This is a genomic window from Streptomyces sp. NPDC045701, assembly GCF_056432045.1.
Map to the genome: position 1 here is coordinate 128076 of NZ_JBWKJV010000008.1, position 15212 is coordinate 143287.

A 15212-nucleotide genomic window follows, 5' to 3' on the forward strand; every position below is an offset into this window, starting at 1 on the left:
ACGGGTGCCCCGGTGGGTGCATGGCCCGACGCGCTGTCACTTCGGTCCCTGGGAGGCACGTTGCTCTTCCGCACCCGCCTGAGAAGACATCTGGTACCGGCCGCCGTCGCGCTCGCGACGGTGGCCGGTACCGCGAGTCCCGTCGTACCGCACGAGCATCCCGGTCCGTCCGCCGGCGGTCTGTCGGCCGTGATCCGCTACACCGAGTACGGCATCCCGCACATCGTGGCCGAGGACTACGCGGATCTCGGCTTCGGTACGGGGTGGGCGCAGGCCGCCGACCAGGTGTGCGTGCTCGCGGACGGCTTCGTCACCGTGCGCGGTGAGCGTTCCCGTCACTTCGGGCCGGCCGGCGCCACCGACAGGGCCCTGTCGTCCGCGTCGAACAACCTCTCCAGCGACCTGTACTTCCGGGGCGTACGTGACGCGCGCACCGTGGAGCGCCTGCTCGCCCACCCCGCGCCGGCCGGGCCGAGCCGCGAGGCCAGGGAGCTGATGCGCGGCTGGGCGGCCGGGTACAACGCCTGGCTGGCCCGGAACCGCGTCACGGACCCGGCGTGCGCGGGCGCCGAGTGGGTCCGTCCGGTGACGGCTCTGGACGTCGCCCGGCGCGGCTTCGCCCTGGCGGTGCTGGGTGGGCAGGGTCGCGCCGTGGACGGCATCACGGCCGCGCGGCCACCGGGCGGCGGCCCCTCGGTGACACCCGTGGCCGGCCCGCCGCCCACCGGTCCGGCGCCCCACGCCCCTGCTCCGGCGCCCGTCGACCCGGTCCGTACCGCGCGGGCGGCCCGGGACCTGTTCGCCGCCGACAGCGCCGACATGGGGTCCAACGCCGTCGCGTTCGGCGGGGGAACGACCGCCAACGGCCGCGGCCTGCTGCTGGGCAACCCGCACTACCCCTGGCACGGCGCCCGGCGCTTCTGGCAGTCGCAGCAGACCATTCCGGGGAAGCTGAACGTCTCGGGCGGATCACTGCTCGGCGGGACGGCCGTCACCATCGGCTTCACCGACAGGGTGGCGTGGAGCCACACGGTCGCCACGGGCGTCACGCTCAACCTCCACCAGCTGGCGCTGGACCCGGCCGACCCGACCGCCTACCTGGTGGACGGCCGCCCGGAGCGGATGACGAGGCGGTCGGTCACCGTGCCGGTCAAGGGCGGCGAGCCGGTGACCCGGACGCAGTGGTGGACCCGGTACGGGCCGGTCGTCACCTCGCTCGGCGCGTCGCTGCCGCTGCCGTGGTCGGCGACGGCGGCGTACGCGCTGCACGATCCCAACGCGGCGAACCTGAGGGCCACGGACACCGCGCTCGGCTTCGCCGGCGCGCGCTCGACCCGCGACCTGCTGGGCGCGCTGCGCCGCACCCAGGGCCTGCCGTGGGTGAACACGATCGCCGCGGACGCGGACGGCCACACGCTGTTCAGCCAGTCCCAGGTGCTGCCCCGCATCACCGACGACCTGGCGCGGCGCTGCTCCACGCCGCTGGGCAGGGTGACGTATCCGGCGTCGGGCGTCGCCGTACTGGACGGATCACGGGCGGAGTGCGGCCTGGGGACGGACCCGGACGCGGTGCAGCCGGGCATCTTCGGGCCGGCGCGGATGCCGGTGCTCCGGGACGCTCCGTACGCCGTCAACTCCAACGACAGCGCGTGGCTGGCCAACGCCGAGCGGCCGCTGACCGGCTACGAGCGGGTGTTCGGGACGATCGCGACGCCGCGGACGCTGCGGACCCGCGGCGGCCTGGAGGACGTGGCGGCGATGGCGGCCAGGGGCCGGCTGACGGTGGCCGACCTGCGACGGCAGCAGTTCGCCAACCGGGTGCCTGCCGGTGACCTGGCGGCGGCCGGCACGGCGGAGGCGTGCTCGGCCGTGCTGCCGGACGACACCGCGGCGTGCGACGTGATCCGGCACTGGGACCGCACCATGGACACCGGCAGCCGGGGTGCGCTGCTCTTCGACCGCTTCTGGCGGAGGCTCACGGCGGCCGTGCCCGCCACCGCCCTGTGGCGGGTGCCGTTCTCGGCGACCGACCCGGTGCGTACCCCGCACACCCTCGACACCTCCTCCCTCGCCTTCGCGAAGGCCCTGCGGGACGCCGTCACCGAGCTGCGCGCGGCCGGGACGCCGCTGGACGCGCCGCTCGGTGCCCACCAGTTCGTGGTACGCGGCGGGAAGCGCCTCCCGGTGCCGGGCGGTACCGAGGCGCTCGGCGTCTGGAACAAGATCGAACCGGTGTGGGACGCGGCGGCCGGGCGCTACACGGAGGTGGTGCACGGGACGAGCCACGTCCAGGCGATCGGCTGGGACGGCGGCCGGTGCCCGGTGGCGCGGACCCTGCTGGCGTACTCCCAGTCGTCCGACCCCACCTCGGCGCACTCCGGCGACCAGACGGCGCTGTTCTCCGGCGAGCGGTGGGTACGGGCGCGCCACTGCGAACGGGACATCATGGCCGATCCGACGCTCCGGGTGGTCCGCGTCAAGGGCTGAACGAGAGGAACACGAAGGCGGCGAACAGCACCAGGTGCACGCCGCCCTGGAGGAGGGTGGCTCGTCCGGGCACCACGGTCAGGGCGCTCACCGCCGCGGTGAGCGTCAGCAGCGCCAGGTGCAGCGGTCCCAGACCGAGGACCAGGGGCCCGGACAGCCAGACCGAGGCGAACGCGATCGCCGGGATGGTCAGGCCGATGCTGGCGATGGCGGACCCGTAGGCCAGGTTGAGGCTGGTCTGCACGCGGTCGCGGCGGGCGGCCCGCACCGCCGCCAGCGTCTCGGGCAGCAGCACCATGAGGGCGATGACGACACCGACGACCGCCTTGGGCAGGCCGGCGGACTCGACACCGTCCTCGATGGCCGGCGATGCCAGTTTGGCGTTGCCGACCACGGCGACGAGGGCGAGCACCAGCAGCCCCAGGCTGCACCACGTCTCCCGGAGGGTGGGGGGCGGGGCGTGCTCGTCGTCCCCGGGGGTGGCGCCGTCCCGGGCGACGGGCAGGAAGTAGTCGCGGTGGCGGACCGTCTGCACGGCGACGAAGATCCCGTACAGGCAGAGCGAGGCGACGGCGGCGAAGGTCAGCTGCACTCCGGTGAACTCGGGACCCGGCTGGCCGGTGGTGAAGCTCGGCAGCACAAGCGTCATGGCCGCGAGGGTGATCACGGTGGCGAGCGCGCCGCCCGAGCCCTCGGCGTTGAAGACCGCGACGCGCCTGCGGAGGGCGGCGACGAGCAGGGACAGGCCCACGATGCCATTGGTGGTGATCATGAAGGCGGCGAAGACGGTGTCCCGGGCGTAGGTGGACGCCTTGTCGCCGCCGTCGGCCATCAGCATCACGATGAGGCCGACCTCGATGACGGTCACGGCGACGGCGAGGACGAGCGACCCGAACGGCTCGCCGACGCGGTGGGCGACGACCTCGGCGTGGTGCACGGCCGACAGGACGGAGCCGATCAGGCAGATCCCGACGACGGCGACGGCCGGACCGGGCAGGTCCCGCCCCCATCCGGCGGCCAGGACCAGCACGGCGACCACCGGCGCCCAGGTGGTCCACCGGCGGGTGAGCCGCGCCCCGCCGGGCTCGGTGCCCCGGCCGCCCGTGCCGGTGTCCGTGTCGGTGCCCGCGCCCGTGCCGGTACTCATGCCGCCACGCTGCCAGAGCGGTCCCGGCGCCGCGCGGCAGGAAGGCCCAACCGGGGACGGCCCCGCCCCGTCCGTGCCGGTGCGCGGCCCACGTGGGGGGGACCGCCGGGGGCGGCGGTACGCCGCCGAGAAGCGCGGGACGCGGGACGGCCGGGGCGAGCGTCGGTCCCGCCGGCGTGGGCGGTGCTGCGCGCGGGCGGCGTCGCGGCGGAGGAGTCCGGGGCGGTGCGGCGCGCGGGCGGTGGGGGGCCGCGGCGGAACGGCCGATCCGGAGCAGTTCTGACGGTTCGTCAGATTCTTTGTGGGCGGCCGGTTCTTGACGCCACGGGACCTCGGTAAGAAAGTTTCACCTGGTGCGCGTGGTGTCGAAGAATTCTTTCAGAACGGTGCAGGAGAGTTCAGGAGCGTCCGGTTCGCGGAGCCGTCGACGGGCCGTCGACGAGCTTCCTGCGCAGCGTCCGAGCGGGCGCCGCGGGGAGGGGGAGCGTGGTGGGACTGACGGAGGGGATGAGCCGTCGCCGGTTCGGCGGCGGGATGCTGACCCTGGGAGGTGCGCTGGTGATCGGTTCTGTTCCAGGGGCCGCGGCGGCTGCCGTCGGCAGTACGGCGGGCGGGGGCAGGCCGACCCTGCGGTTGGGCTCTCCGGAGCGGGCGGGGCTGCTGCCCGAGTACTTGGACCGGCTGGTGGCCGACGCCGAGCGGTTCCTGGACCCCTCCCCCAAGCACCCGTGGTTCGCCGGGGCGGTGCTGCTCGCGGGCCGCGGGGCGACGGTGGCACTGCACCGGGCGATCGGGCACGCGGTGCGCTACGCGGCATACGACGAGAAGACCGACACGGGGGTGGAGCTGCCGCCGGAGCGGCGCATCGCGATGGCCGACGACACTGTGTTCGACCTGGCGTCGGTCTCGAAGCTGTTCACCTCGATCCTGGCCGTGCAGCAGATCGAGCGGGGGGCGCTGGAGCTGGAGGAGAGGGTCACGGCGTATCTGCCGGAGTTCGGGGGCGGTGGCAAGCAGGACGTCACGGTCCGCCAGCTGCTCACGCACACCTCCGGTTTCCGCGCGTGGATCCCGCTGTACAAGGAGCCGACACGGGAGGGGAAGCTGCGGCTGCTGTGGCAGGAGACGCCGGCGAGCCCACCCGGCACCCGTTATCTGTACTCCGACCTCAATCTGATCTCGCTCCAGCTGATCCTGGAGGAGATCACCGGTCACTCTCTGGACGCCCTGCTCCGGAACGAGATCACCGCTCCGCTCGGGATGCACCGCACGCGGTTCAACCCTCCCTCCTCGTGGAGACCGAAGATCGCCGCCACCGAGGACGCCCGGCCCCCCTGGTCGGGTCTGGACCGCGGCCTGGTGTGGGGCGAGGTCCACGACGAGAACGCGTACGGCTTCGGCGGCGTCGCCGGCCACGCCGGGGTCTTCTCCTGCGCCTGGGACCTCGCCGTCCTCGCCCGTACGCTGCTCAACGGCGGTGTCTACGGGCACGCCCGCATTCTGGAACCGAAGTCGGTGCGGCTGATGTTCACCGACTTCAACACCGCCTTCCCGGGCGACGAGCACGGGCTGGGCTTCGAGCTCTACCAGCACTGGTACATGGGTGCCATGGCCACCCCGCACACCGCCGGCCACACCGGGTTCACCGGCACCAGCCTGGTGATCGACCCCACCACCGACTCCTTCCTGGTGGTCCTCGGCAACTCGGTCCATCCGGTGCGCGGTTGGCGCTCCGGCTCCGCGCCGCGCGTGGCCGCCGCCAACAACCTGGCCCGCGCCGTCCCCGTGCGCCCGTCACGGGGCCGCACCGCCTGGTACGCGGGCATGGAGTCGGGTGCGGCGGCCACGCTCACCCTGCCCGACCTGACCCCCGCCTCGCCGCGCCCGCGGCTGCGGTGCTCGGTCTGGTGGGACACCGAGCCGGTCGCGGACGGCCTGTTCCTGGAGGCGTCCGGTGACGCGGGCGCGACGTGGCAACCGGTGCCGTTCGTGACCGTGCGTCCCGGGGACGCTCCCCGGTCGCACCCGGCCGGGTCGGTGAGCGGGTGGTCGGGCCGGGCGTGGCACCGGCTGGAGGCCGATCTCTCCGCCTGGCGGCGCACCCCGGTCCGGCTGCGCTGGCGATACGCGACCGACCGGCTCTACGTGGGTCGGGGGGTGTACGTGGACGGCATCCGGGTGCAGGACGGCTCGCGGACCCTGTTCGACGAGACCCGGCCCGCGGACGGATCCCGTATCAAGGCGCACGGGTGGGCCGCCTCGGCCGACTGACGGGGTGGGAGCGGGTGCCAAAGATGCGGGTTGCACCCGGGCGGGCGAAACTGGGGGCGGGGGTCACTCGGCGAGGAGGATGTCCCTATGTCCGTGATGGACAAGCTCAAGCAGATGCTCAAGGGTCACGAGGACAAGGCCGGCCAGGGAATCGACCGGGGCGGTGACATGGTCGACAGGAAGACCCAGGGCAAGCACAGCGGTCAGGTCGACACCGCGCAGGACCGGCTGAAGGACCGGTTCGGCGGCGACCCCGGCCAGGACCCGCCGACCCGGACCTGACTTACCCGCATCCCGTCCGTCCCCGGCTGCCGCGTTCCCGTGGCCACCGGGGACGAGCCGTGTCCGGGTACGGGCGGACTCCCGGGCAGGACTTGCCGGCCGGGTCGCCGGGACGGGCCGGGACGGGCCGGGATTCGCCGGGACGGGCCGGGACGGGCCGGGATTCGCCGGGACGGGCCGGGACGGGCCGGGATTCGCCGGGACGGGGGCCCTCCACCACCCGCCCGCGCGACTCGACGTGCGGTGGAGCCGAGGCTGATGAACAGTCGTGTCGAGTCCCCAACTCGAAGGAGAAGCTCATGCTTCGGCGCATCTCGCTCGTTCTGGCCGGTCTGCTCGCGGTCGGTTTCATGGCCGCGGCCCCCGCCGCCGCCCACGGCTCGGACGTGGAAGGCTGCTGGGGGTCCGGCGGTCATGTGAAGGCCGGTGACGTCAAGGTCAAGCACTTCGACGCCACCTGCTGGGACGTCGGCTGACCTCACGAGCGACACACCGATGGGCGCCCTCGTGGCGCCCATCCGTGTGTCCGGATGACGAGGCGCCAGGACCTCAGCGGCCCAGCACCGCCATGGCCGCGTTGTGGCCGGGGATGCCGCTGACGCCGCCGCCCCGCACCGCGCCGGCCCCGCAGAGCCATACGTTGGCGTGGGCGGTCTCCACGCCCCACCGGCCGGTGGCGTCGGTGGCGTACGGCCAGGCGAGGTCGCCGTGGAAGATGTGGCCGCCCGGCAGCAGCAGGTCCCGCTCCAGGTCGAGCGGGGTCCTGGCCTCGATGCACGGGCGCCCGTCCGCGTCGTCGGCGAGGCAGTCGGCGAGCGGTTCGTCCAGCTGGGCGTCGAGTTGGGCGACGGTGGCCGCGAGGAGCGCGGCGCGGGCGGCGTCGTTGTCGGAGGTGAAGAGCCGCGCCGGGGCGTGCAGGCCGAAGAGCGTGAGGGTCTGGTAGCCGCGGGCCGCCGGGCCGGGACCGAGGATCGACGGGTCGCTCAGCGAGTGGCAGTAGATCTCGGAGGGCGGCGCGCTCGGCGGCCGGCCGGCCGCCGCCTCGCGGTACGCGGTCGCCAACTGCGCGTACCCCTCGGCCACGTGGAACGTCCCGGCGAACGCGTCGCGCGGGTCGACGGAACGGTCCCGCAGCCGGGGCAGCCGCTTCAGCAGCATGTTGACCTTCAGCTGGGCGCCCTCGGCGGGCGGTGGGGCGGGCTCGCCCAGCAGGGCGGCGAGAACGTGCGGCGAGGTGCCGGCCAGGACGTGCCGGGCGGCGACCGTGCCTTCCCCGTCCGCCGTGCGGAAGGCGACCTCGGCGTCCCGGCCGTCGGTCCGGATCCGGACCGCTTCGTGGCCGGTGCGGAGGTCGGCGCCGGCCGAGCGCGCCGCGTCCACCAGGGCGCCGGTGAGGGCGCCCATGCCGCCGACCGGGACGTTCCACTCCCCCGTCCCGCCGCCGATCACGTGGTACAGGAAGCAGCGGTTCTGTACCAGGGACGGATCGTGCGCGTCGGCGAACGTGCCGATCAGGGCGTCGGTGAGCACCACCCCGCGTACCAGGTCGTCGCGGAAGGACTCCTCGATCGCGACGCCGACGGGCTCCTCGAAGAGCGTCCGCCAGGCGCCGTCGTCCGCGACGCGGGCCCGCAGCTCGGCGCGGGTGGGCAGCGGTGCGGTGAGGGTGGGGAAGACCCGCTCGGCGACGCGGCCGGTCATGGCGTGGAACCGCTGCCAGGCCGTGTACTCGGCGTCCGAGCCCGTGAGCGCGGCGAACGACTCCCGCGTGCCCTCGCCGCCCACCAGCAGGCCGGTGGCCCGGCCCCGGCGCTCCACCGGGGTGTACGAGGAGACGGTGCGCCGGGCGACGGCGAACCGCAGGCCCAGATCCCGCACGATCTTCGACGGCAGCAGGGACACCAGGTAGGAGTAGCGGGACAGCCGCGCGTCCACTCCGGGGAAGGGCCGGGTGGAGACGGCGGCCCCGCCGGTGCCGGGCAGACGTTCGAGGACCAGGACGGAGCGTCCGGCGCGGGCGAGGTAGGCGGCGGCGACCAGTCCGTTGTGGCCGCCGCCGACGATGACGGCGTCGTACGAGCGCTGTACGGTCATGGCCCTTCGTAGCACGCGTCCGCGCCGGTCCTCCAGGCCCCGCCGCCCCCGCCGCCCCCGCCGCCCCCGCCGCCCCCGCCGCGCAGTCCGGTGACCCGGCGGTACAGCTCGACCGCCTCGGTGTGCCGTCCCAGCTGCTGGAGGCAGTGCGCCTCGTCGTCGCGGCTGGCCAGGGCGTCCGGGTGGGTGGCGCCGAGCACCCGGTCCCGGGCCGCGGCGACGTGCCGGTACACGGAGAGCGCCTCCGTCCAGCGGCCGAGCCAGCCGAGTCCCACGGCGACCTCCCGGTAGCTGACCAGGGTGTCGGGGTGGTCGGGGCCCAGCACCCGTTCGCGGAGCGCGCGCACGTCCCGCGCCTCGGCGAGGGCCTCCTGCCAGCGGCCGAGCCGGCCGAGGTTGACGCCCAGGCCGTGCCGGGCGCGCAGCGTCTCCGGGTGGTCGGCGCCCTGCACCCGGGTGCGCGCGCCGACGAGCTCGCGGTACAGCTCCAGCGCCTCCTGGCCGCGGCCGAGCCGGCCGAGGCCTATGCCCTCCTCGTGGCGGGCTGCGAGGGTGTCGGGGTGGTCCGGGCCGAGGGCGCGGGCGCGGGCCGACGCGACCTCCCGGTAGGTGCGCAGCGCCTCGGTCCAGCGGCCCAGCTGCCCGAGGGCGTACGCCACCTCGTACCGCGTGACCAGCGTGTCGGGGTGTTCCGGCCCCAGCAGGCGGGCACGGGCGGCGGCCACGTCGCACGCCGTCCGGTACGCCTCCTCCAGGCGCCCGAGCCTGCCGAGGTTGAACGCCAGGTTGTGGCCGCAGCGCAACGTGTCGGGGTGGTCGGCGCCCTTGGTGCGGGTCCGGGCGTCGAGAACGGCGGTGTACGCCTGGTGCGCCTCAAAGTGGCGCCCGAGCCGGCCCAGCACGTACGCCGTCTCCTGACGGGCGGCGAGGGTGTCGGGGTGGTCGTGGCCGAGTACCCGGGCGCGGCCCTCGGCGGCGCGGTCCAGCTCACGCAGGGCGTCGGCGTCCCGGCCGGTCCGGCTGAGCGCGAGCCCGGCCTCGTACCGGCTGGTGAGCGTGTCCGGGTGGTCGGGACCCAGGGCGTGCTCCCGCCCGGCGGCGACCGCGCGGTGCACCTCCGCCGCCTCCTCCCAGCGGCCCGGACCCGCGAGGCTGGGCGCCGCGCTGTGCCGGCCCGCGAGGTGGGCGGGCACCCGGGGCGGTGGCGCGGGGTCCACCGCGTGCCCGGGCAGCGGCCGGTCGGCGCCGCACGGGCCGGTGGGGGCGGCGGGGGTGGTGGTCCACTCCCCGGTGAGGCCCGCCGCGGGGCCGGGGGGCGCGGTGATGGGCGGCACGGCGGCGCCGACCGCCTTGTGGCCGGTCGTCATGCCCCGGGTCCAGGACGGCAGGTGGGGGGCGGGGGCGAGCGGGAAGGGGGCGTGGAGCACCGCGGCCGGGGCCGGACGGGCGCCGGTGATGCGGCGGCGGAGGTCGGCGGCGTCGGTGGGGCGGCCGTCGGGCGTCTTGGCGAGCAGGTCGAGGACGGCGCGCTCGAAGGACTCGGGGAGCTCCGCCCGGCGGTTGCGCAGGGGCTCGGGCGGGGTGTCGCGGTGGCCCACGAGGATCGCCCAGGGGTCGTCCAGGTCGAAGGGCGGGGCGCCGGTGGCGATCTCGTACAGGACGCAGCCCAGCGAGTAGAGGTCGCTGCGGTGGTCGACGTGGTCGCCGCTGATCTGCTCGGGCGACATGTAGTGCGGGGTGCCCATGGCGATGCCGGTTCCGGTGAGGCGGGCGGTGAAGCCGATGTCGGCGCCGAGGCGGGCGATCCCGAAGTCGCAGATCTTCACCGTGCCGTCGCCCAGCCGCATGATGTTGGCGGGCTTGAGGTCCCGGTGCACGATGCCCTGCCGGTGGGTGTGGGCGAGGGCGTCGGCGACCTGTTCGGCGATGTCGACGACGTCGTGGACGGGCAGCGGGTGCTGGGCGTTGTCCGCCAGGAGCTGGCTCAGATTGCGGCCCTCGAGGAGTTCCATGACCAGGTAGAGCTGTCCGTCGGACTCCCCGAAGTCATGGACGACGGTGATCCCGCGGTGCTGGAGCGCGGCGGCGACACGTGCCTCGCGGCGGAACCGCTCGCGCAGCACGGTGACGACGTCGCGGTCGTGCTGCGGTCCCAGTGGCTTGAGGCGCTTGACCGCCACGCGGCGGCCGAGCGATTCGTCCGTGGCACGCCACACCTCGCCCATACCGCCGCGTCCGATCAACTCCTCCAGCCGGTACCGCCCCTGGAGCAGCCTGGTGTCCCCCATCGCGTGCCATCGCCCCCGTCGAGTTCCCGGCGATCCGCCCGTCGCCCCCGCTACGCCCTCCCCGGCCCGTCCAGTATGGCGGCCCGGTTGCGGAGTTTGTACGGGGCCGGGCGGGTGTCGGGTTCCAGTCCGGCCACGGCTTCGGCGATGTGCCGTGGCGGGAGTTACCGGCCGATACGGGAGGGAACACAGCGCAGCGGGTCGCCGGTCGCGGGCAGGCGGCGGGGGTGACGGTGCGGGGCTCGGCGCGCTCCTGCCGTACAGGGCGGGGGCGCACGGCGGGAGGGAGTGGTGCGAGGTCCGCCGACGTCGGCTGATCCGCGGTGGTCGTGCCTCGGCCTCCCTTCAGAGTGCGATCACGACGGCCATGGCGGCGAACAGCGCCGCCACGAGCACCAAGACCAGCAGGATCAGCACCATCGGTGCCTTGGCCCAGCCGGTGGTGGGGTTGTGCGTCTCCCTCGGCCCGGCCCCGGGCATGCTCGACTCCGCGGGCGGCGTCTCGCCGGGCGGGACGCCGCCACCGGCGTCGAGCCCCGGGGTGCTGTCCGGATCGGGATCCGGGCTCGGGCCGGGGTTGCGGTTCGGGTGGCTCATGCGGTACGGGTGCGCAGGCCGGAGCCTTTCAATCCTCCCCGCGGGTGCGGCGCCGGTGACTGGTGTCGCACCAGGGGTAGCGGCGGCTGCGGCGGCAGGTGCACACCGCGACCATGAAGCGGTCCGAGGACGCCGTCGTCCCGTCCGGCAACCGGACCTCGACGGGCCCCTCCATCAGAAGGGGCCCCTCCGGATCGATCACCACCCGTTCGGCGGCGCGTCGGGCATTGTGGTCAGCTTCGCTGGGCACGGATCACCACCAGGTCTTCCTTGCGCTCTTCCGGGCCTATCAGCCCCTGCCGCTCCAGCCACTCCGCGTGCCGGGCCATCACCGGCCCGAACGGGATGGTGGTGCGCAGTTCGACCCGCGCCGACAGGCCCCCGTCGCGCAGCCTGTCCAGGGTGGCGTCCACACCGGACAGCGCGGACTGCACCAGCAACAGGACACCCGATTCCCGCAGCAGGTCCGGCGCCCGCGCACACAGCCGGTCGATGACCTGACGCCCGTCCGCCCCGGCGTTCCAGGTGCGGTCGGCCCCGCGCGCGGGGCGCGGGGACAGGACGTACGGAGGGTTCGACAGGATCAGGTCGAAGCGCCGGTCGCCGACGGGGCCGGTCAGGTCGCCGTGCCGGACGACGACCGGCAGCCCGCGGCGCCAGGCGTTGTATCGCGCGGCGAGTACGGCCCGCCAGGAGATGTCGACGGCGGTGACCCGTGCCGCTCCGCACTCGGCGGCGAGCAGCGCCAGGGCGCCGGTTCCGGTTCCGACGTCGAGCACCTCGACCCGGGGTTGTTCGCACAAGGTCCGCAGTTCGCTGCGCGCGGCCTGGGCGAGCAGTTCCGTGTCCTCCTGGGGCGCGTACACACCGCGCGGTCTGAGTAGACGCATGCACAGCGGGTACCTCGGACTTCCCCGGCGAAACGCTGGTGATCTGCGTGTGAGGAGTGAGCGATGAGCTTTGAGTCCGGTTCCGGATCCGGTTCGCTGTGGATGGAGTACGCGCCCGGGCCGGCCCGCCCGGCCGTGGACGGTCCCGTCGAGACGGAGGTGGCCGTGGTGGGCGGCGGGATCGCCGGGCTCTGCACGGCCTGGGAGCTGGCCCGCGCCGGGCACCAGGTGGTGCTGCTGGAGGCGGACCGCGTCGCGTCGGGCGTGACCGGCCACACCACGGCGAAGCTCTCCGCCCTGCACGGCACGGTGTACGCCGACATCGCCAGGATCCACGGCCGGCGGGCCGCCCGGCTGTACGCCCATTCCCAGCAGATCGCCATCGACAAGGTGGCGGAGGTGAGCGAGGAGCTGGGCATCGACTGCGACCTGGAACGGCTGCCCGCGTACACGTACACCGTCGATCCCGGCAAGGCCGACCAGCTGCGCGAGGAGGCGGAGGCGGCCCGCGAGGCGGGTCTGGACGCCTCGTACGAGACCGATGTGCCGCTGCCGTTCCCGGTCGTGGGCGCGGTCAGGGTGGAGAACCAGGCGCAGTTCCACCCGCGCAAGTACCTGCTGGCGCTCGCGGCCGACCTGGAGGTGCTCGGCGGGCGGATCTTCGAGCGGACTCGGGTGACGGGGCTGCGCGAGGGCTCGCCGTCCGAGCTGACCACGAGCGCCGGGCACACGGTCAAGGCCCGCGAGGTCGTGGTCGCCACCCACTACCCGGTGTTCGACCGGGCGCTGCTGTTCACCCGGCTGGAGCCCAAGCGCGAGCTGGTGGTGGCCGGACCGGTACCGGCCGGGCAGGACCCGGGCGGCATGTTCCTGACCTCGGACGACAACACGCGCTCGGTCAGGACGGCGCCGCTGGGCGAGGACGGGCGGCGGATGCTGATCGTCACGGGCGAGAAGTTCACCCCCGGCGCCGTCGGCGAGGGCGAGGTCGGCGAGCACTACGCGAAGCTGTCGTCCTGGGCGCGCGAGCACTTCGACGGCGTCGAGCTCACGCACCGCTGGGCGACGCAGGACAACGTCACCACGGACCACGTGCCGTACGTGGGCCGGCTGCACGCCGGGTCCCGGCACGTGTACGTGGCCACCGGGTTCGCCGGCTGGGGCATGAGCAACGGTGTGATGGCCGGTGACCTGATCGCGTCCCGCATCCGGGGCCGCGAGCCCGCGTGGACGAGCCTGTACGACCCGGTACGGCTCCACCCGGTGCGCGAGGCGCCCGCGATGCTGCGGCTCCAGGCCCAGGTGGCCAAGCACTTCATCGGGGACCGGGTGCCGGGCGCGCACGCCGACTCGACCGACGACATCCCGCGCGGCGGCGGTGCGGTCGTACGGGTCGGGGGGCGGCGGCTGGCGGTGCACCGCGACGAGGCGGGTTCGCTGCACGCGGTGTCGGCGCGCTGCACCCACCTGGGGTGCGTCGTCCACTTCAACGACGAGGAGTGCGCCTGGGAGTGCCCGTGCCACGGTTCGCGGTTCGACGTGGACGGCAAGGTGGTGCAGGGCCCGGCGGTGCGGCCGCTGGAGCAGATGGACGTCGAGGAGGGCGAATGACGGCGACCGCTCCCCGGTCGAGGACAGCCCTGCCGGGTGCACCGCGGCCCGGTGGCTCGGCGTCCGGTGCCTCCGCGCCCGGTGCTCCCCTGCCGGAGGAGCGGGGCCCGCTGTCGGCCGCCGTCCTGCGGGTCCTGCGGGGCGAGGCGGCACCCGACGTGACCGTGTCCGGTGCCGATCCGCTGGGTGAGGACCTCCAGCTGGCGCTGTACCTGTCGTACGAACCCCACTACCGCGCCCTGGAGGGCGTCGCCGACGAGCGGGAGTGGGACCCCGCGCTGCTCGCGCTGCGCCGGCCCATGGAGCAGGCGTTCCTGGAGGCCCTGCGCGAGGCGGTGCCGGGCGACGCCGACGTGGCGGCGGCGCTGGAGCCCCTGCTGGTCGAGCCGGTCGACGGGCACGGGGTGTCGCACCGGCTGATGGGGGACGGCGGTTCCTGGGAGCTGATGCGGGAGTACCTCGCGCACCGCTCGCTGTACCAGCTCAAGGAGTCAGACCCGCAGGCCTGGCTCATCCCCCGCCTGGAGGGGCAGGCGAAGGCCTCGCTGGTGGCGGTGGCCTACGACGAGTTCGGCGCGGGACGCGGCGAACGGGTGCACGCCAAGCTGTTCGCCGACCTCATGGAGGGCGCCGGGCTGGACGCCTCGTACGGCCGCTACCTGGACCTCGCCCCGGCGACCACCCTCGCCACGGTGAACGTGATGTCGCTGTTCGGGCTGCACCGCTCCCTGCGGGGCGCGGCCGCGGGGAACTTCGCGGTGCTGGAGATCACCTCGCCCCCGGGCGCCCGGCGGATGGCCAAGGCGCTGGAGCGGCTGGGGGCCGAGGAGCGGTGCGTGCGGTTCTTCACCGAGCACGTCGAGGCGGACGCCGTCCACGAGCAGGTGATGCGCCGGGACGTCCTGGGCGACCTGCTGGACCGCGAGCCGGGGCTGGCGGCGGACGTGGCGTTCGGCATCCGGGCGACGGTGTGGCTGGACGAGCGCTGGGAGGACCGGGTGCTCGCCTCCTGGGACGAGGGCCGCTCCTCACTGCGGGGCCCGCTGACCCCGGTGGCCGGGGCGCCTTCGGAGTCGCCGGCGACATGACCCACGCGGCGGGGCCCGCCCCCGGGCGGGGGCGGGCCCCCGCCGTGCCCGGGCGCGGGCCCGTGAGTGGCAGGCCCCATGGCTCTCCGTCTCGGGGGCCGTCTTTCCGGGCGCCGGGCAGGCCCGCGGGCCACGCGGCGCCCGGCGGGCGGTCGCGTGGCCCGTGCCCTGGGGGTCGCCGGGTCAGGGAAGCAGTTCGTCGAGGGCGGCCTTGCCCTTCTCGGCCAGCCTGCGCTCCGCCCAGGCCAGGTTCTTCGGGTTGACGTCACGTCCTGAAGCGAGCACCAGGTCCTCCGCGTTGAATTCGCCTTCGGCGCCGCTGTGCAGAAGCCTGTCGGGCGTGACGCCCTCTCGCTGGGAGGTCGAATCGGGCTCAGCGTTCATGCCGCCTCCTTGTTCGTCCTGCAGACATTGTCGTCGCCGGGTACCCGGATCGCATCCTCTGCACCGACCGGGT

General features: G+C 74.6%; 13 protein-coding genes. 6 read left to right on the top strand and 7 right to left on the bottom strand.

The annotated features are described in order from the left end of the window. Positions 1 to 60 precede the first annotated feature (60 nt). A complete protein-coding gene (locus AC07DW_RS12420) occupies positions 61 to 2487 on the top strand; it encodes a penicillin acylase family protein (RefSeq protein ID WP_478857604.1) in 2427 nt (808 codons plus the stop codon). Here AC07DW_RS12420 and AC07DW_RS12425 read toward each other — a convergent pair. After that, positions 2477 to 3634, bottom strand: coding sequence for a calcium:cation antiporter (locus tag AC07DW_RS12425; protein WP_478857605.1), 1158 nt, complete (start codon positions 3632 to 3634; stop codon positions 2477 to 2479). The two genes, AC07DW_RS12420 and AC07DW_RS12425, sit on opposite strands and share 11 nt — an antisense overlap. 507 nt (positions 3635 to 4141) lie before the next feature. Between AC07DW_RS12425 and AC07DW_RS12430 the strand changes: the two genes are divergently transcribed. The 3 genes from AC07DW_RS12430 to AC07DW_RS12440 all read left to right on the top strand — a co-directional run bounded on the left by AC07DW_RS12430 (position 4142) and on the right by AC07DW_RS12440 (position 6663). Next, a complete protein-coding gene (locus AC07DW_RS12430) occupies positions 4142 to 5905 on the top strand; it encodes a serine hydrolase domain-containing protein (RefSeq protein ID WP_478857706.1) in 1764 nt (587 codons plus the stop codon). Between the two features lie 87 nt (positions 5906 to 5992). Further along, positions 5993 to 6187 carry an antitoxin gene (locus tag AC07DW_RS12435; RefSeq protein WP_478857606.1) on the top strand — a complete coding sequence of 65 codons (195 nt, stop codon included), beginning with the start codon at positions 5993 to 5995 and terminating at the stop codon, positions 6185 to 6187. A 299-nt stretch (positions 6188 to 6486) separates the two neighbouring features. Next, entirely contained in the window at positions 6487 to 6663 is a 177-nt protein-coding gene (locus AC07DW_RS12440; RefSeq protein WP_159028900.1) for a hypothetical protein, read from the top strand. 73 nt (positions 6664 to 6736) lie between these two features. Here the strand turns inward: AC07DW_RS12440 and AC07DW_RS12445 are convergent, their stop codons facing one another. The 5 genes from AC07DW_RS12445 to AC07DW_RS12465 all read right to left on the bottom strand — a co-directional run bounded on the left by AC07DW_RS12445 (position 6737) and on the right by AC07DW_RS12465 (position 12056). After that, positions 6737 to 8281, bottom strand: coding sequence for a phytoene desaturase family protein (locus AC07DW_RS12445; protein WP_478857607.1), 1545 nt, complete (start codon positions 8279 to 8281; stop codon positions 6737 to 6739). After that, positions 8278 to 10569 carry a serine/threonine-protein kinase gene (locus AC07DW_RS12450; RefSeq protein ID WP_478857608.1) on the bottom strand — a complete coding sequence of 764 codons (2292 nt, stop codon included), beginning with the start codon at positions 10567 to 10569 and terminating at the stop codon, positions 8278 to 8280. The genes AC07DW_RS12445 and AC07DW_RS12450 overlap by 4 nt, the downstream gene beginning before the upstream one ends. 345 nt (positions 10570 to 10914) lie before the next feature. Further along, on the bottom strand, positions 10915 to 11166 hold the full coding sequence (locus AC07DW_RS12455; RefSeq protein ID WP_478857609.1) for a DUF6480 family protein: 252 nt from the start codon (positions 11164 to 11166) through the stop codon (positions 10915 to 10917). A gap of 28 nt (positions 11167 to 11194) precedes the next feature. Next, entirely contained in the window at positions 11195 to 11416 is a 222-nt protein-coding gene (locus tag AC07DW_RS12460) for a CDGSH iron-sulfur domain-containing protein (RefSeq protein WP_478857610.1), read from the bottom strand. After that, on the bottom strand, positions 11400 to 12056 hold the full coding sequence (locus AC07DW_RS12465) for a HemK2/MTQ2 family protein methyltransferase (protein ID WP_478857611.1): 657 nt from the start codon (positions 12054 to 12056) through the stop codon (positions 11400 to 11402). The genes AC07DW_RS12460 and AC07DW_RS12465 overlap by 17 nt, the downstream gene beginning before the upstream one ends. Before the next feature lie 63 nt (positions 12057 to 12119). On the opposite strand from AC07DW_RS12465, the gene AC07DW_RS12470 reads away from it, so the two are divergent. Both AC07DW_RS12470 and AC07DW_RS12475 read left to right on the top strand, forming a co-directional pair. Beyond that, positions 12120 to 13667, top strand: coding sequence for an FAD-dependent oxidoreductase (locus AC07DW_RS12470; RefSeq protein ID WP_478857612.1), 1548 nt, complete (start codon positions 12120 to 12122; stop codon positions 13665 to 13667). Further along, entirely contained in the window at positions 13664 to 14755 is a 1092-nt protein-coding gene (locus AC07DW_RS12475; protein WP_478857613.1) for an iron-containing redox enzyme family protein, read from the top strand. Before AC07DW_RS12470 ends, AC07DW_RS12475 begins: the two co-directional genes overlap by 4 nt. A 183-nt stretch (positions 14756 to 14938) precedes the next feature. Here the strand turns inward: AC07DW_RS12475 and AC07DW_RS12480 are convergent, their stop codons facing one another. Continuing rightward, positions 14939 to 15139 carry a hypothetical protein gene (locus AC07DW_RS12480; protein WP_073756061.1) on the bottom strand — a complete coding sequence of 67 codons (201 nt, stop codon included), beginning with the start codon at positions 15137 to 15139 and terminating at the stop codon, positions 14939 to 14941. Positions 15140 to 15212: the final 73 nt, after the last annotated feature.